At 65.2% G+C, this 26263-nt stretch carries 23 protein-coding genes and 2 pseudogenes; 3 read left to right on the plus strand and 22 right to left on the minus strand.

The genetic code is table 11. From position 1 onward, the window contains the following. From G3N61_RS18845 to G3N61_RS18870, 6 genes are read right to left on the minus strand one after another with little or no spacing between them, the layout of a single operon-like run. Entirely contained in the window at window positions 1–1131 is a 1131-nt protein-coding gene (locus G3N61_RS18845) for an ABC transporter permease (RefSeq protein WP_089452852.1), read from the minus strand. Then, window positions 1128–2060, minus strand: a complete 933-nt coding sequence (locus tag G3N61_RS18850) for an ABC transporter ATP-binding protein (protein WP_089452851.1) — start codon at window positions 2058–2060, stop codon at window positions 1128–1130. Before G3N61_RS18850 ends, G3N61_RS18845 begins: the two co-directional genes overlap by 4 nt. After that, window positions 2057–3022, minus strand: a complete 966-nt coding sequence (locus G3N61_RS18855; RefSeq protein ID WP_089452850.1) for an HlyD family efflux transporter periplasmic adaptor subunit — start codon at window positions 3020–3022, stop codon at window positions 2057–2059. The genes G3N61_RS18850 and G3N61_RS18855 overlap by 4 nt, the downstream gene beginning before the upstream one ends. Window positions 3023–3064: 42 nt before the next feature. Further along, window positions 3065–4279, minus strand: coding sequence for an alpha/beta fold hydrolase (locus G3N61_RS18860; protein WP_089452849.1), 1215 nt, complete (start codon window positions 4277–4279; stop codon window positions 3065–3067). Continuing rightward, window positions 4272–5432 (minus strand): phosphoadenosine phosphosulfate reductase family protein, encoded by a 1161-nt coding sequence (locus G3N61_RS18865; protein WP_179258803.1) that lies wholly within the window; start codon window positions 5430–5432, stop codon window positions 4272–4274. Before G3N61_RS18865 ends, G3N61_RS18860 begins: the two co-directional genes overlap by 8 nt. 44 nt (window positions 5433–5476) lie before the next feature. Then, window positions 5477–6730 (minus strand): hypothetical protein, encoded by a 1254-nt coding sequence (locus tag G3N61_RS18870; RefSeq protein ID WP_089452847.1) that lies wholly within the window; start codon window positions 6728–6730, stop codon window positions 5477–5479. 596 nt (window positions 6731–7326) lie between these two features. On the opposite strand from G3N61_RS18870, the gene G3N61_RS18875 reads away from it, so the two are divergent. After that, window positions 7327–8706, plus strand: coding sequence for an MFS transporter (locus G3N61_RS18875; RefSeq protein WP_205823289.1), 1380 nt, complete (start codon window positions 7327–7329; stop codon window positions 8704–8706). 77 nt (window positions 8707–8783) lie between these two features. Here the strand turns inward: G3N61_RS18875 and G3N61_RS18880 are convergent, their stop codons facing one another. From G3N61_RS18880 to G3N61_RS18890, 3 genes and pseudogenes are all read right to left on the minus strand, one after another. Then, the gene (locus G3N61_RS18880) at window positions 8784–9032 is read right to left on the minus strand and encodes a hypothetical protein (RefSeq protein ID WP_043186594.1); all 249 of its coding nucleotides are present in this window, start codon (window positions 9030–9032) and stop codon (window positions 8784–8786) included. After that, window positions 9029–10276 carry an alkaline phosphatase family protein gene (locus G3N61_RS18885; protein ID WP_205823290.1) on the minus strand — a complete coding sequence of 416 codons (1248 nt, stop codon included), beginning with the start codon at window positions 10274–10276 and terminating at the stop codon, window positions 9029–9031. Before G3N61_RS18885 ends, G3N61_RS18880 begins: the two co-directional genes overlap by 4 nt. A gap of 169 nt (window positions 10277–10445) precedes the next feature. After that, window positions 10446–10565 (minus strand): annotated as a pseudogene (locus G3N61_RS18890) (AraC family transcriptional regulator); the annotation flags it as partial. A gap of 179 nt (window positions 10566–10744) precedes the next feature. Between G3N61_RS18890 and G3N61_RS18895 the strand changes: the two are divergent. After that, complete coding sequence (locus G3N61_RS18895; RefSeq protein ID WP_205823291.1) at window positions 10745–11542, plus strand: alpha/beta hydrolase; 798 nt, start codon at window positions 10745–10747, stop codon at window positions 11540–11542. 168 nt (window positions 11543–11710) lie between these two features. Here G3N61_RS18895 and infA read toward each other — a convergent pair whose 3' ends face one another. From infA to G3N61_RS18945, 10 genes are all read right to left on the minus strand, one after another. Then, complete coding sequence (gene infA, locus G3N61_RS18900) at window positions 11711–11974, minus strand: translation initiation factor IF-1 (RefSeq protein WP_011355053.1); 264 nt, start codon at window positions 11972–11974, stop codon at window positions 11711–11713. A 468-nt stretch (window positions 11975–12442) separates the two neighbouring features. Beyond that, complete coding sequence (locus tag G3N61_RS18905) at window positions 12443–12646, minus strand: cold-shock protein (protein WP_006483056.1); 204 nt, start codon at window positions 12644–12646, stop codon at window positions 12443–12445. Window positions 12647–12935: 289 nt separating this feature from the next. After that, window positions 12936–14015, minus strand: coding sequence for a Rieske 2Fe-2S domain-containing protein (locus G3N61_RS18910; RefSeq protein ID WP_043186586.1), 1080 nt, complete (start codon window positions 14013–14015; stop codon window positions 12936–12938). Window positions 14016–14082: 67 nt separating this feature from the next. Then, the gene (locus G3N61_RS18915; protein WP_089452840.1) at window positions 14083–16545 is read right to left on the minus strand and encodes an MMPL family transporter; all 2463 of its coding nucleotides are present in this window, start codon (window positions 16543–16545) and stop codon (window positions 14083–14085) included. 65 nt (window positions 16546–16610) lie between these two features. Then, on the minus strand, window positions 16611–17582 hold the full coding sequence (locus tag G3N61_RS18920; RefSeq protein WP_205823292.1) for a sialidase: 972 nt from the start codon (window positions 17580–17582) through the stop codon (window positions 16611–16613). A gap of 150 nt (window positions 17583–17732) precedes the next feature. Continuing rightward, a complete protein-coding gene (locus tag G3N61_RS18925; RefSeq protein ID WP_205823293.1) occupies window positions 17733–18938 on the minus strand; it encodes an acetyl-CoA C-acyltransferase in 1206 nt (401 codons plus the stop codon). Window positions 18939–18956: 18 nt separating this feature from the next. Further along, window positions 18957–19442 carry a MaoC family dehydratase gene (locus tag G3N61_RS18930; protein ID WP_089452948.1) on the minus strand — a complete coding sequence of 162 codons (486 nt, stop codon included), beginning with the start codon at window positions 19440–19442 and terminating at the stop codon, window positions 18957–18959. Then, window positions 19442–20242 (minus strand): SDR family oxidoreductase, encoded by an 801-nt coding sequence (locus tag G3N61_RS18935; protein ID WP_043186578.1) that lies wholly within the window; start codon window positions 20240–20242, stop codon window positions 19442–19444. Before G3N61_RS18935 ends, G3N61_RS18930 begins: the two co-directional genes overlap by 1 nt. Beyond that, on the minus strand, window positions 20239–21438 hold the full coding sequence (locus G3N61_RS18940; RefSeq protein WP_205823294.1) for an acyl-CoA dehydrogenase family protein: 1200 nt from the start codon (window positions 21436–21438) through the stop codon (window positions 20239–20241). The genes G3N61_RS18935 and G3N61_RS18940 overlap by 4 nt, the downstream gene beginning before the upstream one ends. Further along, the gene (locus G3N61_RS18945) at window positions 21435–22682 is read right to left on the minus strand and encodes an acyl-CoA dehydrogenase family protein (RefSeq protein WP_205823295.1); all 1248 of its coding nucleotides are present in this window, start codon (window positions 22680–22682) and stop codon (window positions 21435–21437) included. The genes G3N61_RS18940 and G3N61_RS18945 overlap by 4 nt, the downstream gene beginning before the upstream one ends. A gap of 116 nt (window positions 22683–22798) precedes the next feature. On the opposite strand from G3N61_RS18945, the gene G3N61_RS18950 reads away from it, so the two are divergent. Then, window positions 22799–23851, plus strand: coding sequence for an RNA-guided endonuclease TnpB family protein (locus G3N61_RS18950; protein ID WP_089452835.1), 1053 nt, complete (start codon window positions 22799–22801; stop codon window positions 23849–23851). A gap of 20 nt (window positions 23852–23871) precedes the next feature. On the opposite strand, the gene G3N61_RS18955 is transcribed toward G3N61_RS18950, so the two are convergent. The 3 genes and pseudogenes from G3N61_RS18955 to G3N61_RS18965 form a co-directional block, all read right to left on the minus strand. Beyond that, window positions 23872–24750, minus strand: coding sequence for an SDR family oxidoreductase (locus G3N61_RS18955; protein WP_089452834.1), 879 nt, complete (start codon window positions 24748–24750; stop codon window positions 23872–23874). A 33-nt stretch (window positions 24751–24783) separates the two neighbouring features. Continuing rightward, a complete protein-coding gene (locus G3N61_RS18960; protein ID WP_205823296.1) occupies window positions 24784–25935 on the minus strand; it encodes an acetyl-CoA C-acetyltransferase in 1152 nt (383 codons plus the stop codon). Next, a pseudogene (locus G3N61_RS18965) lies at window positions 25935–26138 on the minus strand (acyl-CoA dehydrogenase); the annotation flags it as partial. The gene G3N61_RS18960 and the pseudogene G3N61_RS18965, both read right to left, overlap by 1 nt. Window positions 26139–26263: the final 125 nt, after the last annotated feature.

A 26263-nucleotide genomic window follows, 5' to 3' on the forward strand; every position in this document is an offset into this window, starting at 1 on the left:
TCAATCCAGCGTATTCCTGTACGCAGCCAAGCCGATCACCATCGCTACGAAACCGAAAACAACCAGCATCGAGGCATCGGGCCACATTTCGCACCATCCACTCCCCTTCAGCAGCACACCTCGAATGGCCCGGTTGAAATACGTCAGCGGCAACGCATTGCCGGCAAGTTTCGCCCAGGCGGGCATGCCGGCGAAAGGGAACATGAATCCGGAAAGCAGTACGCTCGGCAAAAAATAGAAGAACGTCATCTGCATCGCCTGCAACTGGTTCCGCGCGATCGACGATATGGCGATACCGACCATCAGGTTCACGACAATCAGCAATAGCGCCAGGCAATAGACCGTGACCGGATTTCCTTCGAATGGCACGTCGAACACGAAACGCGCCGCGAGCAGGATGATCGTGCACTGAAGCATACCAATGAAGATATACGGTACGATTTTTCCGCAAATTACCTCGATGGATGTCGCTGGCGATGCAAGGATGTTCTCGATCGTCCCTCGCTCACGTTCACGCGTGATGGCAAGACTCGTCATCATCACCATCGTCATCGACAGGATCACGCCCATCAAGCCGGGAATGATGTTGTACTGCGTCGTTCCAGCCGGATTGTAGATTTTGTGAATCCGCGCCGAGAATGCGTGCTGTGGCACGGTTGACGCCAATGCCCCATGCAGGTCCTTGTCCAGCACCGTCCGAACCATTGTATTGAAGGCTGCGATCGCATTTCCCGTTGCGGCAGGATCGGTCGCATCCGCCTCGACAAGAATTTCCGGATACTCGTTGCGTACCAGGCGCCGAGAAAAGTCGTGCGGGATGCTGACGACGAATTGCACTGCCCCTCTCTGCAGCGCGTCACGCGCACCGAGCTCGGAAAACGTGCCGTCCCGAACATCGAAATAGCCGGTGTTGCGCATACCGGCAACGAGCGATCGCGAAAATTCGCTTCCTTCGCCGGCAAGTACGATCGTCGGAAGGTGCTTGGGGTCGCTGTTGATCGCAAACCCGAACAAGGTCAACTGAACAACCGGTAGAATCGCGATCATCCCGAGCGTCACGCGATCGCGGCGGATCTGAAGAAACTCTTTCATCACCATGCTCCACCAGCGGGAAACCGAGAATCCGATCATGATCCGCCCTGCTCTCGCGACGCATCTTTCATCAGATGCAAGAAAACATGTTCGAGGTTTGTATCGATTCGATCGACCTCAACGTCCTCGCCGCAGACGGCACTGAGACTTGCCACAAGGGCAGCTTCGTCCCGTCCCGATACGTGCAGTGCACGCCCGAACGCCACGATCTGCTCGACACCCGGCTGTCCTCGCAGCTGTTCGTTCAGCCGCACCAGATTACGTCCCGAGACCGACCAGGTATGAAGCGCTTGTCGCTGTACGAGCTCACGAGCTTCGCCATGTGCCAGCAAGGTGCCGTACGAGATATAGGCCAGTTTGTGACAACGTTCGGCCTCGTCCATGTAGTGCGTGCTGACGAGCACTGAAATGCCGCGCGCCGCCAGCTCATGCAGTTCTTCCCAGAATTCGCGGCGAGCACTCGGATCGACGCCGGCCGTCGGTTCGTCGAGTAGCAGAAGTTCGGGCGACTGCAAGAGTGCGGCTGCGAGCGCCACGCGTTGTTTCCAGCCACCGGACAGCGAGCCCGTCAGCTGGTTTGCGCGTGATTCCAGCCCCATCTCGGCGAGCATTCGCGCAACGCTGTCTTTTCGTGAGTTGATTTCGTACAGTCGCGCGACGAAATCGAGATTCTCGCGGATCGTCAGGTCCTCCCAGTAAGAAAAACGCTGTGTCATGTACCCGACCCGTCGCTTGATTTCCCTCGATTCCGTGAGGATGTCGAAACCAAGGCAACTCCCGTGTCCGGAATCAGGTGTCAGCAGTCCGCACATCATCCGCAACGATGTCGTCTTGCCGCTCCCATTGGGGCCAAGAAAACCGAATATCTCGCCTCGGGCGACCCGCAGACTCAGATCCTTCACGACGTGGCGCGTGCCGAAATGCTTGTTCAGCCCCTGCACGTCGATCAATGGCATCTCATGGCTCATGGCGTTACCTCGACCGGCATACCGGGATGCAGCGTGCGCGCTGCAACATCGTCAGGCTGCGCTTCGACGAGAAACACCAGCTTCGCACGCACATCGTTGCTGTAGATGACGGGCGGCGTATATTCGGCTTCCGAGGCGATATGAACGATCGTCGCCGAATAAGCACGTTTGCACCCGTCACAACCCAGCTTCACGATATCGCCGATCCGCAGACGCGCAAGCCGGGTCTCAGGCACGAAGAAACGCACCTTCGTATTGCGATCGATCAGAACCTTGACGACGGGATTGCCGGCCGGCACCCATTCGCCAGGCGTAAAGAAGGTGTCGACAACGACACCATTTTCCGGAGCGCGCACGATCCGCTGCCCGTATTGAACCTCCACACGCTCGTACTCGGCCTGAAGCGCCTCGGTGTCCTGTCGTCGAGAACGCAGTTGATCGTCGCGCGCCGGCAGTTTCGCCGTCCTCAGTTGGCTGGCGATTTCCCTAACGCGCGCGTTGTCCACGCGAGCCGCGGCACGCTCGCCTTCTAGCTTTTCACGAGAAATTGCGTCAACCCCGTAATCGACCTCGGCACGCGCGAGCCGTTGCGACGAACGAGCAGCGGTGGCGCGCGCCTGCTCGAGTTGCGCCTTCATCGTGTCGATCTCCGATGGGCGCTTCCCCTTTTCCAGGTCCTCGAGCATGTTCAGCGACGACTGCCACTGATGATATTGACGCTTGACCGCTTTTTCCAGGTCGGGGGAGTCGATCTCGAATACGGCCGCCCCGGCGGCAACGCGTTGACCGCGGCGCACGGGCAATGTTTTCAGGGTCCCCGAGTGCGGCGTGGACAGATAGGAAAACTGCCCCTCCATATAGCCCTGAAAGGTCTCCGGATGCTTCGTGCAGCCCGCAATCGACAAGCAGGCGAAAACGAATCCAAAACGAGCCAATCGTGGCGTGACAGTGATGCGTTCCATAGCGAAGAAATCGAACGTGGCTCGGTTGTACGCAACAACAGCTCAAGCAGTCGGCAAACGGTGATCCGACTGATATCGATCGCCGATTCTTTGCCTGTATGCGTCGAGGAAGTCGACTGCGGCTGCACGCCGGATCTCTGTCACATATTGCGTACAACAATGGTCTCCGTCTGCGAGCAGCGTGAGCTTGACGTCGTCCGTTCCCCGGAGTTCGTTCAACGTATCGCGCAACCATGTCTTGTCGGCAACCGACACGAGCGGATCTCGGCCGCCGTGAACGATATGGACACGGGCACGAACGCTCCCAAGCATTGCAACGTCGCGGATAGCGAAGCCGTTTGCCGCGCCCTTCGCTTCGTCCATCGACGTAATGCCCAGAATCTGGCAAAACTTGCTTTTCAGAAAGAATGGCAGTTTGTTGAATTCACGTGCATCAACGGGGCCGCCCAGATCGAGGATCGCGCCAACACGCGGGTCGACTGCGGCAATCTTGTAGGCCCACATGCCGCCCCAACTGATTCCGGCGACGCAATATCCTTCGGTATCGATCTGCGGATGGTCGTTCAGCACGTCGACGGCTGCCACGATCGCTTCCTCGAAGTTCTCCGGCCATGTCGTCCCCTCGAGCAGAAAAGTCTCGCCTTGCCCCGGTCCGTCTATGCACAGCACGGCAAATCCCGCTTCTGAAAACAGCAATTCGCTGGCGAGATGCTCTTCCTTGACGTCGTCCATGCCATGTACGATCACGATCAACGGAATCCTCCCCGACGGCAGCGGCACCTCAGGCAAATGCAAGTTGGCCCACATCGGCTTGCGCTGCCAGTCGATGCGCAGACGCGTGAACCGGGCGCCGAATGCCCGACGCTCGGCCTCGAGATAGAAGTCCCGACACTGCCGATAGGCGCGCACCTTCGCCTCCGAAAGCGGCAGACAACCCCATTGCACCAGATGGGCCAGAAACGACAGCCGTCGATAGTGCGCCACGGCATCGCCGTTCGACATATCGGGCAGCATCGCCTCGACCTGCCTGACCTCGCCTTGCAGAAATTCTTCCCCTTTTGTCGGCCAGTCGGAAAGACCATTCATCGCGGTGAGGAAGCGATCCAGCGTGTTCTGGTCGAACAGCGCCGCGCGCCATCGATTCCAGAAGGGCCGGGTGATGTTCCTCACGCCTACCACGCGCGACAGCGCGAAGACGGCGCGGCTCAACACGTGATCGGTAAACGAGTAAGTATCTGTTTCGCTCAGGTTACGCATCTTGATTGCCCTTCTGAATCGTCACGCCGAACTCGTTGGCCTCTTGACTGCTCAGTCCGAGCATCGTTGCGCCGAGTCTTACGAATGTCGGATCAGGGGAACCGGACGCGGCCCGGTCCGGTGCGTGCCCGAGCCGACGTTCGTTCGCGTCGATCACCTGATAAAGGTCGAAACCGAATCTGGAACGCATGACTGCCCGCCCCAGTTCGTTAATCATGCAGTTCGAACTGCAAGCCCCCGTGTTTTTAGGGAGAATCCAGCCATATTTCGCGATATGCGCGATCTGGACATCTCTGTCCGGTCTCCGCACAAGTTCGTAGAAAGGCACGAGAACGGTTGGGAAACGGATACCATCGGGATCGGCGTCCAGTGCGTCCGCGTGATCAGGAATCGCCTTGCGGAACGGCTGCACGAACTTGGCGACGAGATCGTTGACTTTCGGCAACGCCCGCGAAGACAACACGCCGGTCCCCTCGAGATTCAGCCTGTTCTGTCCTTTTTGCGTGCCGATGAAGCACAGCGGAATGCGATGGCGGTTTGCGAACGCGCTTGCGCTCACGGCAATCAGCGAAAAGCATGGCCAGCACGCGGATCCGTAGGTCATCGCCCCTTTTTGCAGATCGATATCCGAAGTCGTGTCGATCGAGAATCCGGATCGGAACAACGCGTCCGTGAGCGCTTTATCGGGTGTTTCGATTACGAGAGGTATGCCGAGTTTCTCGGTCACGCGCCGCGCGCTATCGAGCGTTTGCGGTGACTGATATCCGGGATCAAGCATCCAAGCACAGACATTTACCCCTTTCTCGGCAAGCTTGATCAGCATGTATGTGCTGTCCTTGCCGCCGCTGTAAAGCACCATTGCAGAGTACGTCGAGTGCGTATCGCGCGCGGGAATCGAATCGAGAATTCCCGCGGCTGCGCCAGGGCCGTCTTCGCCGACAATCGATAGTCGTCTCGCGATCGAGAGTGCTGTGTGACGCCAGGTTCTCCGGCCGTCGGCGGCAGCGATCATCGAATCGATCAACCATTCGTGGTCGGTATCAGGATCGTACTCGGTGCACCGGTCGAACAGACGCCCTGAACAGTGCGTGCAGAGCCCGGATGCCTCGACGTCGGAAACATCACGCCCGCTCACGAGTGCGTCGTAATGCAACGGCATTCCGCACGTATTGCATCCCCGATAAACTGGAATAGGCTTCACGAGCGACCTCCCTGAGCACGACGCAGTCTGGACGCACCGATCGAAAAGCGACGGAAAGCCTCGACATCCAGCAGATGCTTTCCACATTGAAGCGCCGGAATCTCGAACTTCATGTCATCGAACGCGCGCTCATAGGCGAGCAGTTGCGCAACATCTGCCTCGCCAACATTACTTGCTAGCCACGGCAGGCTGGCACGCAACAACCCTTCGGCAAGGCAGGACCATGAAATCACGCTGCCCTGCCCATGGTCGTCAGCGAAATCGAACGGAAAGAACGACCGGTACGCAATCTCTCCCACATCGACCAATCCAGCGTCGCATGGAAGGATGTCGCCACGTGCCTGCACGCGACTCCATGCCATGTCCCGGTCCCAGCAATAGGGTTGACTGTCGTCAATGAGGATCGTGCCGGGGCGCACGAGATCGATGTCGAGGATCGACGGTGTGCTGACCGCACTGACGATCACGTTGGCGTCTCGATAGCACCGGCTGTCGGCCGGCAACGCGTGACGTGTCGGGAGCACCTCGACAGACACCCGTATAGGAGAGCATGCTGCGACCTCGCGCGCGATGACATGAAGCCTGTCCTGCTGCTGCTGCGTATCGACGAGAATCAATTCGACAGGCTTCGTTGTACGTGTCGAATGCGCCAGAAGTCTCGTCACTCCGGCACCCACGCTGCCGACACCGACGATGGCGAGGACGGTATCGTCACCGCTCATTCGGGATTCGGACAGTGCCTTCTCGAACTGCCGGACGATCGAAACGGACGTCACCGCGTGACCAGTCGTCAATTCGATACCGAGATCCTTCGAATGCGCCTCGATGCGGCGCCCGTAATTCGTCAGCGCTCCGGTCAATCCACCGAGACAGACGTGCCGGGCGCCCATCGCGGCAACCTTGGCCAAACCTTCTTTTTCCAGACGCCTGCGACTGTACGCGCGAGATTTCGGGTCGATCATGTCTTCGGCGAGAATCGGCAGGAACAATATCCCTATGTTGATGCCCCGCGCTTCGATGATCTCGCCATAAACAGGCTGCAGGCAGTACAGCAGGTCCGCGAGTGCCTCGCCGTCGAGCGCGTCAGTCCACGGAAACATCCGCGCGATGTCCGCCCTGTCGCGCGGATGCGTCACCAGGACGACATCTATATCGCGACGAGCACCGCGCCCTAACCATTTTCTTTGTGCGGACGGACCGAAATAGACATTCGACGTGGTCACCGCTTGAAATCCATCTCTTTCGTTCATGGATGCGCTTCCATCGATTCAATTGAAACTGATATGAAAAATCCACCGAAATTCACTGACAGATTTGATTGGACGCAAAAATAGCGAACGCAATCACGATCCGATTAAAATAAATCCACAAAAGATAAATTATTCACTGCGCGAGAATTCCAGGACATACCAACACGCAAAACCCTGGAAAAAACCTAAAACACAAACCGATCTTTTCGGCAGCGAATCCTATGATCTTCATCATAGCGAGTCAACATCGCAATTTTGCTTTTTATGAGATTAAATCTCAATTTTTCAATTCGAAACACATTATCAATTCGTACTATTACTATAAATAAACTCCAGAACAGTAAATGCCACCACTCATCTCGAGAATACGATGCCTTCCAGTTCAGATATGGAAATCCCGTCTTGCAAACGCCCCCCGGTTGGTCTAGCAATCCACATCATTGCATCGACCTGGCTGCTCGCGACAAGATGCGGCAAGAATCTGGCGACCACATCGGTGCTGGCCGCACACGGGCCAGCAACCATCCTCACTGCTGCCATGACGCTGTCAGCAGGACCTCTTTATCTTCGGACTACCGTCATTCGGGAGTTGCCTCGTGCTCCATTCGGAACGACTCGTTACCGATCCCAGGCGTCGCAAAGGTCTAACCCTGCTGACCCTCTGCCTCGCCGTCCTCGTCGCGCAGGTCGACACGGCCGTCGTGAATCTCGCGACGCGTGCGATCGGCGACTATTTCCACGCGGGCGTCGGCGCATTGCAATGGGTCGTCGACAGCTACAACCTCACTTACGCGGTGCTGCTGCTGACCGGCGGGCTGCTCGCCGACCTGCACGGCCGGCGCCGCATCTTCATTGCGGGCACGGCCCTCTTCACCGTCGCATCGCTGCTGTGCGCGCTCGCGCCTTCGGTGCCGGTGCTGATCGCCGCCCGCGCGCTGGCCGGCGTCGGCGCCGCGCTGCTGCTCCCGGCGTCGCTCGCGATCGTGCGGGTGGTGTGGCGCGACCCGGTCGAGCGTGGCCGCGCGCTCGGCATCTGGGCCGCGTGCAACGGCGCGGCGATGGCGATCGGCCCGACACTCGGCGGCGTGCTGATCCGGCACTTCGGCTGGCGCAGCATCTTCTTCGTTGTCGTGCCACTGAGCGTCGCCGCGATGCTGCTTGCCATCCCGGCGGTGCCCGAGTCGTCCGATCCACGCGGCCGGCATGTCGACGTCGGCGCCCAAGTCACGGGCGCGCTCGCGCTCGGCACGCTCGCGTATGCGGCGATCGTGTTCCGCGATTCGCCGGTCGCATGCGTGCTCGCGGGCTGCGTCGCGATCGCTGCGCTCGCCGCATTCGCGTCGATCGAACGGCGTCACGGCGCGGCCGCGCTCGTGCCGCTCGAACTCTTCCGGATCGGCGCGTTTCGCGGCGCGATCGCCGCGACCTCGGGCATGACGTTCGGGATGTACGGCGTGCTGTTCCTGCTGCCGCTCTACTGGCAAGGCACCGGCCGTCTCGATTCGACCGGCGCGGGCCTCGCGCTGCTGCCGATGGCGCTCGTGTTCGTCGTCGTATCGCCGTGGTCGGGGCCGCTGTCCGAACGCATCGGCTCACGTGCAACGACGGCCGGCGGGGTCGGACTGATCGCGAGCGGGCTCGGCGCGATCGGTGCGTCGGCCGGTTCGTCGAGCCTGCTCGGCGCCGAACTCGGGCTCGCGTTGACGGGGCTCGGTATGGGGATCGCGACGGGGCCGTTGATGACGGTCGCCGTCGGGGCGGTCGACGCCGCGCGTTCGGGCACCGCGAGCGCGCTCGTCAACGTCGCGCGCATGACCGGCGCGACGCTCGGCATCGCGGTACTCGGCACGCTGTTCGCGGCCGCGCACGGCGGTGCAGCCGGCTTGCGCGCGGCGATGTTCGCCGGCGCGGCCGTTCAGTTGGCCGGCGCCGCGGTGTCGGCACTCAGCATGCAAAGTGCGCGGCTGGCGGCATAACGCGTCGCGGCCTCGCTCATGCACCTGTCCATGCCGACATGGCTTCACGCCGCCCCAACCGCGCACCGCCCCGGCCGTCAGCGATGCTTCGCGCCGTGCCGCTTGCGCCGATGCGCTTCGCGCGCCTGCAGCAGCGACGGCATCAGTTCCTCGATGTATTGCCGCGCCTGCCCGCGCGTCACGATCTCGCTGAAACGCTGATGGGCCTTGTCATGGCCGACCAGCGCCGCATGCGCTTTCTTCAGGATGTGCAGAAACGCGATCAGGCTCGTGCCGTCGCGCACGGGCAGCGCATCGCGCGGGTCGAAGGCCGGTGTTGTACTCATGATCCGATCCTTTGCGGGCAGTCGCTGCGGCACGTCGTGGTGACGAGCGCCAGCAGGTCGTTCGCGAGACGGTCGCGGTCGGTCAGCGGCGCCAGGCCGAACAGCCGCTCGAGCGTCGCCGCGACCGACGCATGATCGTATGGCGTATGGTCGACCTGCCCGGCCGCGACCCACGGCGAAATCACGATCGCCGGCACCCGCACGCCGTACAGGTCGAACCCGAAGCCGCTCGCGTTCAGCGTCGCCGCCGCGCCATCGTTCGGCGGCGGTGCGGCGCCCGGCCTGACCGAATCGTAGAAGCCGCCGTGCTCGTCGTAGCAGATCACGAGCAGGCTGTTGTTCCACAGCGGCGAATTGCGGATCGCGTTGTACACGCGCGCGGCGAGCTGGTCGCCGCCGGCAAGGCCGTCCATCGGGTGTTGCGAGCTGCCGTTCTGGTAGGTGCCGTGCACGATGTCGCCGTAACCGGGCTCGATGAACGTATAGCGCGCCGTATAGCCGGCCGCGAGATCGGCCTCGAAATGCGCGAGATCGTCGACGTCGAAGAAGCTGATGCCCTTCAGCGACGCGACCTGCGGCACGTGGCCGAGCGGATCGCCCGTCTGGTCCTGGTAGATGCGCCAGTTGTCGTCGCCGAGCGCGGCGAAGATCGAACCCTTCGGATACGGAAAGCCGTCGAACGCATCCCACCCGGCCATTTCTTCCTTGGTCGGCGAATGGTCGAGCCCGGCCGACGACGCGCCGTGCAGGAAAAAGCGGTTCGGCCAGGTCGGTCCCGGCATCGACGCATGCCATGCGTCGCACAGCACGAACGCGTTCGCGAGCGCGGACAGCGACGGCGCCTGCGTCGCGATGTCGACGCCCTGCATGATCTTGCCCGCATCGGCCGGCTGCGGCGGCGTGCCTTCGTCATGCGAGGTCGCGTAGTTCGACACGAACCCCGTATTGCCGACCGGCGGATACGGCTGCCCTTTCACGAACGGCACGCCCGCGCCGCAAAGCTGCTCGAGCACGTCGGTGAATTCGTGGCACGGATCGGTCGGCATCCGGTCGGGCGCGCCGCCGCCGAACGGATAGACCGCGTCGTCGTACGCGTTGCTGTTGCCCGGCGACGCGGCGACGATGTCGGGGTAACCCGACAGCGCGAACAGGTGATCGAAGGAACGGTTCTCGAGCATCAGCACGAACACGTGCTGGATGCGGTCCTGAACCGACGGGGATGCGGGGGCTGCGTCTGCACTCATGGCGCCTCCTGGCGTCGCGCGACGAAAGTCCTGCTGGCACGGTCGTTGGCCCGCTGAAAGCCACTGAAGGAATTGAAAGCCGTGGCGCGGGCCGCGAATTGCCGACGAGTGTACGACCGCGCCGGCCCGCGCGTAAAGCTGCACGAGAACCGCGTTGCGGCCGGTGCGTTCAGCCGTCGGCCGACGCGGTTTTCAGCGTGACGACATCGCGCCGCGGCGGCGCACCGAACATCCGCGCGTATTCGCGGCTGAACTGCGACGCGCTTTCGTAGCCGACGCGATACGCGGCCGTTTCCGCGCTCGCCGCGCCCGCCCCCTCAGCGCATCGTGAGGTTGGGCCGGATGGCGCTCTGAGCGTTGACTTTCACCGGTCGGCCCGATACGATCGATGCACTTTCAAGACGCCCTCCCGGTCCGCCGGGAGGGCGTTTCGTTTTGGTTCTGCCAACCAAAAGGAAGCCCCTTGAAATGAACCGTATCGACACCCTCACTTCCCGCCCGAACAGCGGCCTCGGCTACCTGCAGCACGGCACCGGCCCCGAATGCGTGATGGTCCTGCACGACTGGCTCGGCGATCACACGAACTACGCGGCGCTGCTGCCGTATCTCGACGAAACGGCATTCACGTACGTGTTCGTCGACCTGCGCGGCTACGGCGAATCCATCCATCTGACCGGCGCCTGTACCGTCGACGAGATCTCGGCCGACTGCCTGGCGCTCGCGGATCGGCTCGGCTGGCAGCGCTTTCACGTGATCGGCCATTCGATGACCGGCATGGCGACCCAGCGGCTCGCCGCCGACGCGCCGTCGCGCATCAAGAGCGCGATCGCCGTGTGCCCGGTGTCGGCAGCCGGCAATCGCCTGAACGACGACGCGCGCGCATTCTTCGCGCGCACGGCCGTCGATGACGATGCGTTTCGCCGGCTCGTGCGATTCGTGACGGGGGGATTGTCGGCGCGCTGGGCCGACGTGAAGCTGCGGCAGAACCGCGAGCGCGTGGCGCCGGATTGCCGGCTCGCGTATCTCGACATGCTGACCGGCACGGATTTCGTCGACGACATCCGCGGGCTCGACACCCGCTTCCTGGTGATCGTCGGCGACAAGGATCCAGGGCTCGACGATGCGGCGATGCAGGCGACGTTCCTCGCGTGGCATCCGAACGCGCGGCTCGCGACCCTGCCGAATTGCGGGCATTACCCGATGCAGGAATGTCCGCCGTACTTCGCGATGATCGTCGAGGATTTCCTGCGGGACGCGGCCGCCTGAGCGTTGCGCACGCGCGGCGGCCGGTAAAGGCGGTATTGGCCGCCGCGGCATGACGATGCCGGCGACGACCGGTGGACGGCACGTGATGGTGTCGTCCACCCGGTTCGTCCGGCCTCGTCGGCCGGACGGGATTCGATCGGCACGCGGCGGCGCGCCGATCGTTACCGCTTAACGGCGCGGCTGGCCGGTTCGCGGCGGACGCGGGGAATTCGCGTCCTTGTGACGGAAGTTGATACGACCCTTGGTGAGGTCATAGACCGACAGTTCCAGCGTCACGCGGTCGCCCGCGAGAATGCGGATGTGGTTCTTGCGCATGCGGCCCGACGCGTACGCGCCGACCACGACGCCGTTTTCCAGCGTGACACGGTATTTGCTGTCCGGCAGCACTTCGTCGACGATTCCGTCCAGTTCCAGCAGTTCTTCTTTTGCCAAACCAATTCCTCCAGACAAGGTAATTGACCGCGGCCGCGGCGATCTGCCCGGCGCCGTGCCCACAACGGGACGGCGGCCGGCAGGCTGCCGGGGATCGGTTCGTTCAGACGGGCCATGGGCCTGTCTTGCGATCGGAGCCCGGCGCGTTGCGGCGTTCAGGCGGTCGGTGGCGGCGGCGCACGAAGCGCCGCGCAAGTCGGGACCGCGCCTGCTACGGCATGGCGGCGGTCTGCTCAGGTTGATGCGTTGAAGCGGTGATGCGCTCGCGAAGCGGCGCGCGCTTTGCGAAGGCGTTGCGTCGCACGCCATTCTGGCATGCGATGAAAGAGGCGTCACGACCGATGCATCGTGAATGTCGCGATGCATCGGTCGTGCGCATCGGAAACGCGCCGGCTGCCGCCGAAGCGGCGCCCTGCGCGCAAATCCATCCGGCAACGGCCGCCGTGTGGCGGCCGTTGCCGATGCGGCTTACTGCGGCGTGATGTTCGACGCTTGCAGACCCTTCGGGCCGCGCTTCACTTCGAAGCTGACCTTCTGGCCTTCGGCCAGGGTCTTGAAGCCCGTGCCGCGAATTTCCGAGAAATGGGCGAACAGATCGTCGCCGCCGTTGTCAGGGGAGATGAAACCAAAGCCCTTGGTTTCGTTGAACCACTTGACGGTACCGGTATCCACAATTACTTCCTTAATACAAATGACGAATAATTGAACATGCGCCCTCGACGAGCACAGAAAGAATCAAAAGAGGGAGAGACCAACGACCGCCGCACGGAGTGCGGCCAATGATGAGCAATCGAACTTCTTGAACACTTCGGTCATGGACACTACGCGGTAGTGGCCGTTTCGTCAAGTCATTTTGATGCAGCGCACCAGCCCACCCGCCGCGTGCGCCTTATGCGGCGGGTGTTACCGGCCGACTGGGCCTGTTTCGATACGCCCCCTTTTTCGCTCGGCCAGCCGGCTTTTACTGCGGCTCGAACACGTGATGCAGCGCCGGCGGTTCCGCACCGTCCCGGATCCGCATTTCGAATGCCTTACGCGCGACGCTCGTCGGCCGCACGTCCGCCACGTCCAGATAGAACTGCGAATACCAGTCGCGCATCTGGTACAGCGGGCCATCGCCTTCGCACAGCAGCGGGTTGTCGATCCGCGTCTTGCTGTGCCAGATGTCGACGTCCTCGTAGAACGCGCGCTGCGCTTCCTTCACGTACGCGTTCGCGATCTCCATGTTCTGCGCGTCGGACAGCCCGGCCACCTTCTTCACGATCACGCCGTAGCGCAGCTCGAAGCTGTTCATGTCGATCGGCACGTGGCAGTTCAGCAGCACCGAGTGGATCGGCTGCCCGCCGCTCTGCCCCGTCATCTGCGTGATGTGCACGGCCGGCCCGAAATACGTCGACAGCGCGGTCAGCGCGTCGCCGCCGAGCTTCTCGCTGCGGCCGACCATCAGCTGCGTCGCCTTGTGATCCTCGAACAGGTTCGCGAAAAAGTCGATCGGCGCGCGGTGGACGGTCGCGAAGTGCGCAACGTCCGAGATGTTGTCGACCAGTTCGCGGCAGTTGGCCTGGATCACCATCTTGTCGACGACCCAGTCCGACCATTCGTCGGAGAAGCACACGTCGAGGCGCGGAATCGCGACTTCCGGCGGCGGCGCGTTGCCTTCGGGGTCGTTCCACACGAACAGCAGGTTGTTCTCCTCGCAGGTCGGCCATGCGCCGATGCGCGCCTTCGGCGGAATCCGCTTGCAGTACGGGATCGACGCGCACTGCCCTTCGCCGCTCCACGCCCAGCCGTGGAACGGGCACACGAGGTGGTCGCCCTGCACCGTGCCGAGGCTCAGGTCGGCGCCCATGTGCGGGCAGTATGCGTCGACGACGTTGACCTTGCCGGTCGAATCGGCGAACGCGGCGAGCTTGCGGCCGAAGGCGTTCAGCGTGTGCGGCTTGCCGTCCTTGAAGTCGCGGGCGAGCCCGAGGCAGTGCCAGCCACGCGCATAGCGCTGCGCGAGCGGCTGGGCTTCGATCTTGTAAGGGCGTGCGGACATGTGGGTTGACTCCTCTTGTGGAGAGCGCGCGGCGGCCGGCCGCGCGCGGGGGAAATGGGGGCGCCGGTCAGCGCATCGGGTTGCCGGGTTCGAACGCGGGCGACGGCTTCAGCGGCGCCGGGGCCGCGGGTGACGGCTGCAGCTTGTGCAGCACGCGGCGCTCGGCGCGCTCGACGCCGAGCCACGCGGCGAGCGCGGGCAGCAGGAACACCGCGCCGAACAGGTTCACGAGGAACATGAACGCGAGCAGCACGCCCATGTCGACCTGGAACTTCAGCGCGGAGAACGCCCACGTGCCGACGCCGATGAACATCGTGACGGCCGTGAACAGCGCCGCCGTGCCGCGCTGGCGCATTGCATCGGCGAACGCGTCGGGCAGCGTCGCGCCGTGGCGGATGTCGTGCTGCAGGCGCTCGTACAGGTAGATCCCGTAGTCGACACCCACGCCCACGCCGAGCGTGATCACCGGCAGCGTCGCGACCTTCAGCCCGATGCCGAGCCGCGCCATCACCGCGTTGCACAGGATCGACACGAGCGTGAGCGGCACGATGATGCACAGCACCGCGCGCCACGAGCGGAACGTGACCGCGCAGAGCAGCGCGATCGCGCCGAAGATCGACAGCAGCATCGCGATCTCCGCGTCGCCGACGGCCTCGTTGGTCGCAGCCATCACGCCGACGTTGCCGCCCGCGAGCCGGAACGCGACGTTCGGCGTCGGGTTCTCGGCCGCGAAGCGCTTGATCTCGTCGACGATGTGCGCGATGGTCGTGCCTTCGTGGTTCTGCGTGTAGATCAGCACCTGGATCGCCTTGCAGTTCGCGGTGTTCATCCCGTTGTCGGGATCGAACGCGTTCGATCCCTGCGTGAGCCCGTCGCTGGAGCGCGGCAGCGCGGCCCAGCGCGGATTGCCCTCGTTGAACGCGGCGATGAACACCTTGCCCTGCGACGCCACGCTCGTCACCGACTGCACGCCGGCCACGCCGCGCATGTTCATCTCGAACTTCTCGATCGCGCTCATCACCGGGTAATGCAGGCACGCGTCGTCGAAGCCGGTCGTCTCGACGATCACCGACAGCACGTCCACGCCGATGTTGTACTGGTGCGTGATCGCCGCGTTGTCGACGTTGTAGCGCGAGTTCGTGCGCAGTTCGGGCGCGCCGGTGCCGATGTCGCCGATCTCCAGCTTGCGCGATTCGAGCGTGCCGTACGCGAGCAGCGCGAGCGCCACCGCGAACACGCCGAGTGCGGGCGCCGGCCGCGCGAACACCGCGAAACGCGCCCACTTCCCGCTGCCGCCGGCCGCCGCCGTGCGCTGCGCGCGGGCCAGCGTGCCGCGTTCGAGGCGCGTGTACGACAGCAGGATCGGCAGGAACACCTTGTTCGTCACGATCATCAGCAGCACGCCGAGGCACGCGGTGATGCCGAGCTCGCGCACGATGTCGATCCGGATCCGCATGATCACCATGAAGCCGAGCGCGTTGGTCAGCAGCGCGACGGTGCCCGGCACGAACAGCTTGCGGAACGCGTCGCGCGCGGCATCGGCCGACGATGCGCCGCGCACCAGCGCCTGCTTCCACGCATTGGTCATCTGCACCGCGTGCGACACGCCGATCGAGAAGATCAGGAACGGCACGAGGATCGACATCGGATCGATGCCGAGCCCGAGCAGCGGCAGCGCGCCGAGCAGCCACACGACCGGCAGCAGTGCGACGACGAGCGCCAGCACGGTGGTCTTCAACGAACGCGTGTAGGCGAACAGCAGCGCGGCCGTCACGAGGAACGCGAGTGCGAAGAACGCCATCACGCCCGCGATGCCGTTCTCGACGTCGCCGACCAGCTTCGCGAAGCCGATGATGTTCACGTCGATGCCCTGTTTCGCGTATTTCGCGCGGATCTCCTCGAGCTGGCGCGCGACCGCGCTGTAGTCGAGCCGCTTGCCGGTGGCCGGGTCGGTCTCGCGCAGCTCCGCGCGGATCAGCGCCGATTTCAGGTCGTTGCCGACGAGGCGGCCGATCTGCCCGGAACGCGCGACGTTGCGGCGCACCTTCGCGAGATCGTCCGGGTTCGCGCTCGAGAACTGGCCCGGCACGACCACGTCGCCGCGAAAGCCCGCCTCGGTCACCTCGGTGTAGTGGACGTTCGGCGTGAACAGCGAGAACACGCGCGAACGGTTCACGCCGGGGATGAAGAAGACGTCGTCGGTCGCGTGGCGCAGCGCGTCCATGAAGGTCTGGTTGTAGATGTCGCCGTCACCCTTCCAGCGCAGGCTCACGAGGATCGTGTTGGCGCCGGGGAATGCCCCCGCGTAGCGCTCGAACACCTGCATGTACGGATGCTCCATCGGGATCATCTTGTTGAAGCCCGGATCGAGCTTCAGGCGCGTCGCGGACAGGCCGAGCGCGAGCGTCACCGCGACGCACAGCACCAGCAGCAGCCGGCGGCGGCGGATGATCGTGTCGGCGCAGCGCTCGACGAACGCGGCAAGGCGCGACGCGGGAACGGCTTCAGGGGGACGTGACAGGTCGTTCATGGGAATTCTCTTGTCGATGCGGACGATGCGAAATGAACGGAAGCAGGCAGCAGGACCGCCGCGCGTCAGGACGGCCTGGCGGCAAGCAAGCCGGCGAGCGGCGCGACGCCAGCCTCGCCGCCGAGCAGCAGCGCGCCGTGGCCCATGTCAAGCACGGCCGCGAGGCTCTGCACGCCGCCGAGCTTGCGCACGTCGAAGGTCAGCCCGCCGTCGCGCGACGCGACGATCGCGCCACCCTGCCCGACCAGCACGAGTTCGCCGTCGGTGAGCTGGGTCGCGCCGAAGTACGACACCGGCACGCGACTGTCGACGTGCGTCCAGGTCGCGCCGCGATCGGTGCTGCGCACGACGTTGCCGCGCATCCCGTAGGCGACCCAGTCGCCGTTCGCGAGCATCAGCGCGCCGAACAGCGAACCGGCGTACGGCGACGGCAGCTTGTCCCAGGTCGCGCCGTTGTCGGTCGAACGCAGCAGCGTGCCGCTCTCGCCCGCGATCAGCAGGCTGCCGTGGCCGTCGCCGACGATCGCGTTCAGGTGGCGGTCGCCGGCCGGAGTCTTCACGGTCTGCCAGTTGAGGCCCGCATCGTCCGAGCGCAGCAGCTGGCCGAAGCTGCCGGCCGCGAACAGCGGGCCGTCGGCCGTGCCCCAGATCGACAGCAACGGATCGGAATGCGCGTGGTCCATGTACACCTCGCGCCAGTGCGCGCCGGCGTCGTCGCTGCGGACGATCCGGCCGTCGTGGCCGACCGCGATCCCGAGCGTCGGCGTGACGAAGCGCACCTGCGTGAGCGTCGAGCCCTGGTCGGGCGTGACCGACGCCGGCCGCCAGTGCGCGCCCGCGTCATCGCTGAGCAGGATCACGCCGCGCTCGCCGACCGCGACGATGCGCGCGCCGGCCTTCGCCAGCCCGTTGATCTGCAGGCGATCCGCCTGGATCGCGGTGACCGGGAACGCCGGCAGCGGGCGCGGCGAAAACGCGAACAGCGCGGCGCCGAGCACGAGCGCCGACATCGCGAGTCCGGGCAAAGTTCGTTTCATCGCTTGTCTCCTGTGTCTGCGTTCGACGACGGTTCGCGCCATGGCGCCCACCGCCGTCGCCTGCAAGTCTCCGGGCCGTCGGTCGTTGCCGCGGCCTCGAATGGTCCTGAATGGAGGGCCGCTCGAGCGGCGCGGCCCGTCCGCGTGCCGCTACGCGCCGACTTCGAACAGCGCGGCGGCACCCATCCCGCCGCCGATGCACATCGTCACGACCGCGTGCCGCACGCCGCGCCGCGCGCCTTCGAGCAGCGCGTGCATCGTCATCCGCGCGCCGGACATCCCGAACGGATGGCCAAGCGCGATCGCACCGCCGTCGACGTTCAGCCGCTCGTCCGGAATGCCGAGCGTGTCGCGGCAGTACAGCGCCTGGCACGCGAACGCCTCGTTCAGCTCCCACAGCCCGACGTCGGCCACGGTCATCCCGAAGCGCGCCAGCAGCTTCGGGATCGCGAACACCGGGCCGATACCCATTTCGTCCGGCTCGCAGCCGGCCACCGCGAGGCCGCGGAACGCGCCGAGCGGCGTCAGGCCGCGGCGCTGGGCCTCGCCACGCGACATCACGACCACGGCCGCCGCGCCGTCCGACAGCTGCGACGCGTTGCCGGCCGTCACGAACTCGCCCTGCTCGACGACCTTGCCGCCGCTCCACGACGGCTTCAGCCCCGCGAGCCGTTCGGCCGTCGTGTCCGCGCGCACGCCTTCGTCGCGCGCGGCGTTCACGTCCTCGTGGCCGGCCGGGTTGCCTTCCTTGTCGAACAGCGCGCGCCGCACGTCGAGCGGGGCGATTTCCGCGTCGAAGCGGCCGGCCGCCTGGGCTTGCGCCGTGCGCTGGTGGCTCTGCAACGCGAATTCGTCCTGTGCCGCGCGCGAGATGCCGTAGCGGCGCGACACGATCTCGGCCGTTTCCATCATCGCGATGTACGCCGCCGGCTGGTGGTCGAGCACGGCCAGCGAACGCGCGCGATACGCGTTCTTGTGCTTGTTCTGCGTGAGCGAGATCGACTCGACGCCACCCGCGACGACGATCCGCGCGTCGCCCGCGCCGATGCTGCGCGCGGCGCTCGCGATCGACATCAGCCCCGACGAGCACATGCGGTCGATCGTCATGCCGGGCACCGACGCCGGCAGCCCGGCCGCCGCAGCCGACAGGCGGCCGATGTTGTAGCCCTGCGTGCCCTGCTGCGCGGCGCAGCCGATCACCACGTCGTCGACGTCGGCCGGCGCGACGCCCGCGCGGTCGAGCGCGGTGCGCACCACGTGGCCGCCGAGCACCGGCGCCTCGGTGTCGTTGAACATGCCGCGAAACGCCTTGCCGATCGGCGTGCGTGCGACGGAAACGATGACTGCGTCTTCCATGTGTGTGGCTCTCTCGAACTAGAAGGTGTAACGGCTGATCGTGTCGGCGACGCAGCCGGGCTTGGCTTCGCCTTCAATCTCGACGGTCACGCGGATCCACGCCTGCACGCCGCCTTCGAGCGGCTCGACGCGCAGCAATTCGCCGACGCCGCGCACGCGCGCGCCGACCTTCACCGGCGCGGGGAAACGGATCTTGTCGCAGCCGTAGTTGACGCCGAGCCGCGCGCCGTCGATCCGCACAATCTGCGGCAGGAAATAATTGACGAGCGACAGCGTCAGGTAGCCGTGCGCGATGCACGCGCCGAACGGGCCGTCCTTCGCGCGCACCGGATCGACGTGCACCCACTGGTGGTCGCCCGTCGCGTCGGCGAAACCGTCGATGCGGATCTGGTCGATCGCGAGCCATGCGCTCGCGCCGAGCGGGTCGCCGACGGCCGCCGCGAGTTCGCCGGGATGCGCGAACACACGGGGCGTCGCGCGCACGGGGTCGAGGGTCGCGCTCATCATGCGTGCTGGCTGCTGACCGACAGCACTTCGCCCGTCATGTACGACGCGTAATCGCTTGCAAGAAACACCATCACGTTCGCGACCTCCCAGACTTCGGCGGCGCGCCCGAAGGCTTCGCGCGACGCCAGTTGATTCAGCAAGTCGGCCGGCGCCGACTTCTTCAGAAAATCGTGCATCGCGATGCTCGGCGCGACCGCGTTGATGCGCACGCCGTACGGCGACGCCTCGAGCGCCGCGCAACGCGTCAGCGCCATCACGCCCGCTTTCGCGGCCGCGTAGTGCGCCTGTTCCGCCTGCGCGCGCCAGCCGAGCACCGATGCGTTGTTGACGATCGCGCCACGGCCGCGGGCCTGCATGTGCGGCAGCATCGCGCGCGTCATCCGGAACGTCCCGGTGAGGCTAATGTCGATCACGCGCGACCATTCGGCATCGTCCATATCGACGATGCGGGTCGACCCGCCGAGCCCCGCGTTGTTGATCAGCACGTCGACGCCGTCGAGCTTGTCCTGCGCTTCGGCTACAAGCGCCTGCACGTCGGCCTCGACCGCAACGTTGCACAGGCGGCCGTACACCTGTTGCAGCCCCGTTTCGGCGCGCAGCGTCTCGACCGCCTGTTCGAGGCGCTTTTCGTGGATGTCGGAGATGAACAGCGCGCGGCAGCCTTCCTCCGCGCAGCGGCGGGCGGCCGCGAAGCCGATGCCGGCGCCGGCGGCGGCCGTGATCAGCACCGATTTGCCGGCGAGCAACTGGTGGCCCGGTACGTAGGCCGGTGCTTTCTGGATGATGGGTTCGGTCATGCTTGTCCTCGCGGTTCCCTGGGCATGCCGAGCCCGCGCTCGGCCATGATGTTGAGCTGGATTTCGTTGGTGCCCGCGTAGATCGTGTCCGCACGGGAGAACAGGAATACGCGCTGCAGATGGGTGAGTTTTTCGTCGGCCGGATCGATCACGTTCGCGCGGGACCCAAGCGCGTCCATCGCGAGTTGGCCGAGGTCGCGGTGCCAGTTCGACCAGTAGTACTTGTAGATCAGCGCCTCGCGGCGCAGCGGTGCGGAGCCGCCGTCGGCGTCGTCCGCGCCGGACAGCATCCGCAGCGCGTTGTAGCGCATCACGCGCAGCCCGGCCCACGCACGGCCGATCCGCTGGCGCAGCACGGGGTCGCGGTCGGTGCCCGCTTCGCGCGCGGCGTCGATCACCCACTCGAGCTCGCGGACGAACTGCATCTGCTGGCCGAGCGTCGACATCCCGCGCTCGAAGCCGAGCAACGTCATCGCGATCCGCCAGCCGTCGCCGGGGGCGCCGACCAGGTCGCGGGCGTCCGCGCGCGCGCCGTCGAAGAACACTTCGTTGAATTCGGCGCCGCCGTTGAGCTGCTTGATCGGCCGGATCTCGATGCCCGGCTGGTCGAGCGGCATCAGCAGGAACGACAGCCCCTTGTTGCCCTTCGATGCGGGATCGGTGCGCGCCAGCACGAAGATCCAGTCGGAATCGTGCGCGAGCGACGTCCACACCTTCTGACCGTGGACGCGCCACGCGCCGTCCGCATCCTGCTCGGCGCGCGTGCGCACGTTGGCCAGGTCCGAACCCGCGCCGGGCTCCGAATAGCCCTGGCACCAGAACTGCGTGCCGGCCAGGATGCCGGGCAGGAAGCGCGCGCGCTGGTCGTCGGTGCCGCATGCGACGAGCGTCGGCCCGAGCAACCCTTCGCCAATGTGGCCCATCCGTCCGGGGCCGCCGGCGCGCGCGTATTCCTCGTGGAAGATCACCTGCTCGGCGACCGAGAAGCCGCGCCCGCCGGCATCCGTCGGCCAGCCGAGGCCGGTCCAGCCGCCTTGCGCCAGTTCGCGTTCCCACGCCTTGCGCAGTTCGGGCCACGCTTCCTCGTCGCCGGGGCCACCGCGGTATTTCAGGCACGCGAAATCGCCGGTCAGGTGCGACTGCACCCAGTCGGCCACTTCGTGCCGCAATTGCTGTTCGCGCGTTTCGCTGTTCATTGGAGGGCTCCTGCGCGTGCGGCGGACGGGGACGGACGCGTTGCCGTCGCAGGAACCGGCTCTGCGAGTGCTGCGTCGCGATGCGGTGCGCCGCCGTTGATCGCATGGCTCGCGATCCATTCGAGCAGTTGCGGCGTCGTGCCGAAATGCGAACCCGACGCCTGTGCGCGCTTGAAATAGAGATGCGGGTCGTATTCCCACGTGAAGCCGACACCGCCGTGCAGCTGGATCGCTTCCTGTGCGCAGAACGCATATGCGTCGTTTGCGGCAGATTTCGCGGCGGCGATGTCGGCGCGCAATGCGTTGCTCGGCTGCGCGCTGCCGGCTTCGGCATCCCACGCGTGTGCGGCTCCGAGCACGGCCGAGCGGGCCGACTCGATCAACACCATCATCTGTGCGCAGCGGTGCTTGACGGCCTGGAACGATGCGATCGCGCGGCCGAACTGCACGCGCTGGCTCGTGTAGTCGAGCGTCAGGTCGAGGCATTGCTGGGCGCCGCCGAGCTGTTCGGCAGCCAGCGTGAGTGCCGCGAACCAGGCGGCGTGCTCCAGCACCTGTGCAACCGCTGTGCCGCCAGCAAGCAGCGCATCGCGGCTCACGCGGGCTTCGTCGAGCACCACGCGCGCGATCGGCCGTGTTGCGTCGAGCGTGTCGAGCGGCGTGACTTTGAGCCCCGACGCTGTTGCGACATCGATCGCGAACAAACCGATCGACTGCCCTTCATTCGCGATCCGCGCGGGTACCAGCAGCAGGTCGGCACGCGCGCCGTCGATCGCCTGTTCGAGCGTGCCGGACAGCGCATAACCGCCCGCCGTTTCTTCCGCGACGACCGGCAGTTGCCACGCACCCGCCGGCAGGTCGAACGGCAGCGCCAGCGTCGCGCTGCACGCTCCTTCGGCGATCTTCACGAGCCAGTCGTTTGCCAGCGGCGTGTCGGCGCAGCCCGCGAGCGCGGTCGCCGCGAGGCACGTCGTTGAAAAGTACGGCACGCATGCGACGCGCCGGCCGAGCTGTTCCATCAGCGCCGTCTGCTCGACCGCGCCGAGCCCGAGCCCGCCAGCCGCTTCCGGCAACGCGAGCGCGTTCCAGCCGAGCTCGCCCGCGAGCGTGGCCCACAGCGCGTCGTCGCGGCCTGCCGACTGCTCGAGCACCCGGCGTACGTCGGCGGACGCGCTGCGTTCGGCGAGCACGTCCGCTGCCGCGTCGCGGATCATCGCCTGTTCGTCGGTGAGCGAAAATTCCATCAGTTGCTCCGAGAGGCCTGGCCATCTCGCCCAAGGAGAAATCCTGCTGGACGCATGGCGAGGAAGAAAGGAGCTCCCTTGACAAGCAGCTTCTTCCACGGGTTAGGATCGCCGGTATGATTCTTGTCTACCGCTACCGAGTGAAATCGCTCAACGGACTGCTTAGCAAGCAGAGCCGCGCGGTGAACTACGTCTGGAATTTCTGCAACGACACGCAGAAGCACGCGCTCAAGTGGAACAAGAGGTGGCCGACCGGATTCGACCTGAACGTGCTGACGACCGGCACTAGCAAGGAGCTCGGCATCCACTCCGGCACGGTTAACGCAACCTGCGAGCAATACGCGAAGTCTCGCAGTCAGCACCGACGCCGTTACCTGCGATATCGCGGCAGGAAATCGCTCGGCTGGGTTCCCCTGAAGGGCCGTGATCTGAAACGCGAGGGCGACGCGTTTCGTTTTGCCGGCAACACCTTCCGCGTGTTCAACAGCCGCCCGCTTCCCGACGGCAAGATCAAGGACGGAACCAGTTTTGCGCAAGATGCGCGCGGCAACTGGTTTCTGAACATCGCAATCGAGATACCTGATGCTCAGGTGCGCCCGATTCGTTCCGGTGTCGGCATCGACCTTGGTCTGAAAGACTTCGCCACCCTTTCGACGGGCGAGAAGCTTCCTAACGATCGGTTCGGCCGACGCGCGGCCGAGAAGCTCGCGAAAGCGCAACGGGCGCGAAAGCACAAACGGCATATCGCGAAGCTGCACGCCAAGGTGGCGAATGCCCGTGCCGATTTCCAGCACAAGCTCGCGCTCGATCTGGTGCGGCGTTTCGATTACATCGCGGTCGGCAATGTGTCGGCTACGAAGCTCGCCAGAACCAGGATGGCGAAGAGCATCTACGACGCATCCTGGTCGTCCTTCCGAAACAAGCTCCGCTACAAGGCGATCGCGCACGGAGCCACGTTCGAGGAAGTCGACGAAAGCGGTTCTACCCAGTCCTGTTCGACGTGCGAGTCGAAAGACAGCACGACGCGGCCGAAAGGTATCGCGGGGCTGCGAATAAGGGAATGGATGTGTAGTAGCTGTGGTGTCGTGCATGATCGTGATACCAACGCTGCGTTGAACATTCTCCGATGCGGACGTGCATCGCCATGTGTGGGAGTCCCTTGCATATAGGCAGGGGAAGACGTCAATGCTCAGCTCCCGTACACGCGCTGCGCGGGACGCACATCGGCGAGCAACTGCGCGACCGCCGGGCCGACCTCGGCCGCCGCCCAGCGCGCGCCGCGATCGACGCTCGGGCCCGTGCGCCAGCCTTCCGCGACCGCGATCATCCCGCCCGCGACCTCGAACACCTGGCCCGTCACGTCGGCCGACAGCGCGCTGCCGAGCCACACGACCAGCGGCGCGACGTTGGCCGGATCGAAATAGTCGAAGCCGCCGTCCTCGGGCTTCTTCATCATGTCGGCGAACACGCCTTCCGTCATCGACGTGCGCGCGGCCGGCGCGAGCGCGTTCACGCGCACGCCGTAGCGCTGCAGCTCGGCCGCCTGCATCAGCGTGAGCGCGGCGATCCCGGCCTTCGCCGCGCCGTAGTTCGACTGGCCGATCGAGCCTTGCAGCCCGGCGCCCGAACTCGTGTTGACGATCCGCGCATCGACCGGGTGGCCTGCCTTCGCGGCATCGCGCCACACGCGCGCCAGCACGCTCGACAGGCAGAAGTGGCCGCGCAGGTGCACGCGCATCACGTCGTCCCAGTCGGTTTCGGTCATGCTCGTGAACATCTTGTCGCGGCAGATGCCTGCGTTGTTGACGAGCACGTGCACGTCGCCGAATGCATCGCGTGCCGCGTCGACGATCCGCTGCGCGGTGTCGACCTGCGTGATGTCGTCCGCGTTCGCGAGCGCTCGCCCGCCGCGTCGTGCAATCTCGTCGCACACAGCCTGCGCCGCTTCGTGCCGGATGTCGTTGACGACGACCGCCGCGCCTTCGGCCGCGAACGCGAGCGCGTATGCGCGCCCGAGCCCGCCGCCCGCGCCGGTGATGATGACGGTGCGTCCGTTACAGATTCCCATGCTTGTGCCTCGTGGATCGTGAAGGTGACGCGCTCACAGGCGCTCGATGATCGTGACGTTCGCGAGGCCGCCGCCTTCGCACATCGTCTGCAGCCCGTAGCGGCCGCCGGTGCGTTCCAGCTCGTGCAGCAGCGTCGTCATCAGCCGCGCGCCGGTCGCGCCGAGCGGATGGCCGAGCGCGATCCCGCCGCCGTTCGGGTTGGTCTTTTCGTGCAGGAAGCGCGTGTCGGCGAGCCATGCCTGCGCGACCGATGCGAACGCCTCGTTCATCTCGACGACGTCGATCTGCGACCAGTCGAGGCCGGCCTTCTTCAGCGCAGCCTTCGTCGCGGGAATCGGCGCGGTGAGCATCCACAGCGGATCGTCGCCAAGCACGCTCAGGTGATGGATGCGCGCGCGCGGCGTGAGGCCGTAGCGCTTCAACGCATCCTCGGACACGATCAGCAGCGCGGCAGCCGCATCGCAGGTCTGGCTCGCGACGGCAGCCGTCAGCGAGCCACCCGGCATCAGCGGTTCGAGCGTCGCCATCTTTTCCAGCGACGTGTCGGGACGCGGCGTTTCATCGTGCATCACGCCTTCGAGCGGCACGATTTCCCGCTTGAAATGGCCGGCCTCGATCGCCGCGACCGCGCGACGATGGCTTTCGAGCGCATAACGCTCCATCGCGTCGCGCGACAGGTTCCAGTGATCGGCGATCCGCTGCGCGGCGACGAACTGCGATACCGGCGCGTCGCCGAAGCGCGCGCGCCAGCCATTGCTGCCCGAGAACGGGTCGTTGAAGCCGAGCGGCGCCGCGCAGGTCATCGCGGACGAGATCGGGATCTGCGTCATCGTCTGCACGCCGCCCGCCACCACCACGTCCTGCATGCCGCTCATCACCGCCTGCGCGGCGAAGTGAACGGCTTGCTGCGACGAGCCGCACTGGCGGTCGACCGTCACGCCCGGCACCTGCAGCGGCAACCCGGCCGCGAGCCAGCAGGTGCGCGCGATGTTGCCCGCGAGCGGGCCGATCGTGTCGACGCAGCCGAACACCACGTCGTCATAGTCGTCGGCCGGAATCGCGTTGCGTTCGACGAGCGTCTTCAGCACGAAGCCGCCGAGGTCCGCCGCATGCACGTGCGCGAGCCCGCCCTTGCGGCGGCCGGTCGGCGTGCGCAGCGCGTCGACGATATAGGCTTGTTTCATCAGTTGGATTCCTCGAGGTCGAAGGTCTGCGCGGGGCCGATCGGCAACGCGTCGCCGAGGATCGCGTCGGCCACGCGGGCCTTGTGGAACGCGCTGTCGCCCCAGCTGCCGGACAGCGCCCAGATGCGCTTCATGAAGATCTGCAAGTCGAGTTCCCACGTGTAGCCGATCGCGCCGTGCACCTGCATCGTGTGGCGTGCGGCCGGCATGCCAGCGCAGCCGCGGGTGCCGCGCGCGATGCGCATCGAACGTCGCATCGAAGCTGCGCGTACACGCGTGCGCCGGCCATTCGTCCTTCACCGACATCACGAGGCATTCGCGCGGATGC

This window comes from Burkholderia sp. Ac-20349 (assembly GCF_017104865.1).
Classification (GTDB): Bacteria; Pseudomonadota; Gammaproteobacteria; order Burkholderiales; family Burkholderiaceae; genus Burkholderia; species Burkholderia aenigmatica.

Excerpts from the sequence above, each read along its gene's own strand:
- G3N61_RS18860 (WP_089452849.1), bottom strand. The coding sequence starts at position 4,279 with ATGCGTAACCTGAGCGAAACAGATACTTACTCGTTTACCGATCACGTG.
- G3N61_RS18910 (WP_043186586.1), bottom strand. The coding sequence starts at position 14,015 with ATGTCCGCACGCCCTTACAAGATCGAAGCCCAGCCGCTCGCGCAGCGC.
- G3N61_RS18935 (WP_043186578.1), bottom strand. The coding sequence starts at position 20,242 with ATGACCGAACCCATCATCCAGAAAGCACCGGCCTACGTACCGGGCCAC.
- G3N61_RS18845 (WP_089452852.1), bottom strand. The coding sequence starts at position 1,131 with ATGATCGGATTCTCGGTTTCCCGCTGGTGGAGCATGGTGATGAAAGAG.
- G3N61_RS18945 (WP_205823295.1), bottom strand. The coding sequence starts at position 22,682 with ATGGAATTTTCGCTCACCGACGAACAGGCGATGATCCGCGACGCGGCA.
- G3N61_RS18955 (WP_089452834.1), bottom strand. The coding sequence starts at position 24,750 with ATGGGAATCTGTAACGGACGCACCGTCATCATCACCGGCGCGGGCGGC.
- G3N61_RS18930 (WP_089452948.1), bottom strand. The coding sequence starts at position 19,442 with ATGAGCGCGACCCTCGACCCCGTGCGCGCGACGCCCCGTGTGTTCGCG.
- G3N61_RS18880 (WP_043186594.1), bottom strand. The coding sequence starts at position 9,032 with ATGAGTACAACACCGGCCTTCGACCCGCGCGATGCGCTGCCCGTGCGC.
- G3N61_RS18925 (WP_205823293.1), bottom strand. The coding sequence starts at position 18,938 with ATGGAAGACGCAGTCATCGTTTCCGTCGCACGCACGCCGATCGGCAAG.
- G3N61_RS18885 (WP_205823290.1), bottom strand. The coding sequence starts at position 10,276 with ATGAGTGCAGACGCAGCCCCCGCATCCCCGTCGGTTCAGGACCGCATC.
- G3N61_RS18950 (WP_089452835.1), top strand. The coding sequence starts at position 22,799 with ATGATTCTTGTCTACCGCTACCGAGTGAAATCGCTCAACGGACTGCTT.
- G3N61_RS18870 (WP_089452847.1), bottom strand. The coding sequence starts at position 6,730 with ATGAACGAAAGAGATGGATTTCAAGCGGTGACCACGTCGAATGTCTAT.
- G3N61_RS18920 (WP_205823292.1), bottom strand. The coding sequence starts at position 17,582 with ATGAAACGAACTTTGCCCGGACTCGCGATGTCGGCGCTCGTGCTCGGC.
- G3N61_RS18895 (WP_205823291.1), top strand. The coding sequence starts at position 10,745 with ATGAACCGTATCGACACCCTCACTTCCCGCCCGAACAGCGGCCTCGGC.
- G3N61_RS18855 (WP_089452850.1), bottom strand. The coding sequence starts at position 3,022 with ATGGAACGCATCACTGTCACGCCACGATTGGCTCGTTTTGGATTCGTT.
- G3N61_RS18915 (WP_089452840.1), bottom strand. The coding sequence starts at position 16,545 with ATGAACGACCTGTCACGTCCCCCTGAAGCCGTTCCCGCGTCGCGCCTT.
- G3N61_RS18940 (WP_205823294.1), bottom strand. The coding sequence starts at position 21,438 with ATGAACAGCGAAACGCGCGAACAGCAATTGCGGCACGAAGTGGCCGAC.
- G3N61_RS18850 (WP_089452851.1), bottom strand. The coding sequence starts at position 2,060 with ATGAGCCATGAGATGCCATTGATCGACGTGCAGGGGCTGAACAAGCAT.
- G3N61_RS18960 (WP_205823296.1), bottom strand. The coding sequence starts at position 25,935 with ATGAAACAAGCCTATATCGTCGACGCGCTGCGCACGCCGACCGGCCGC.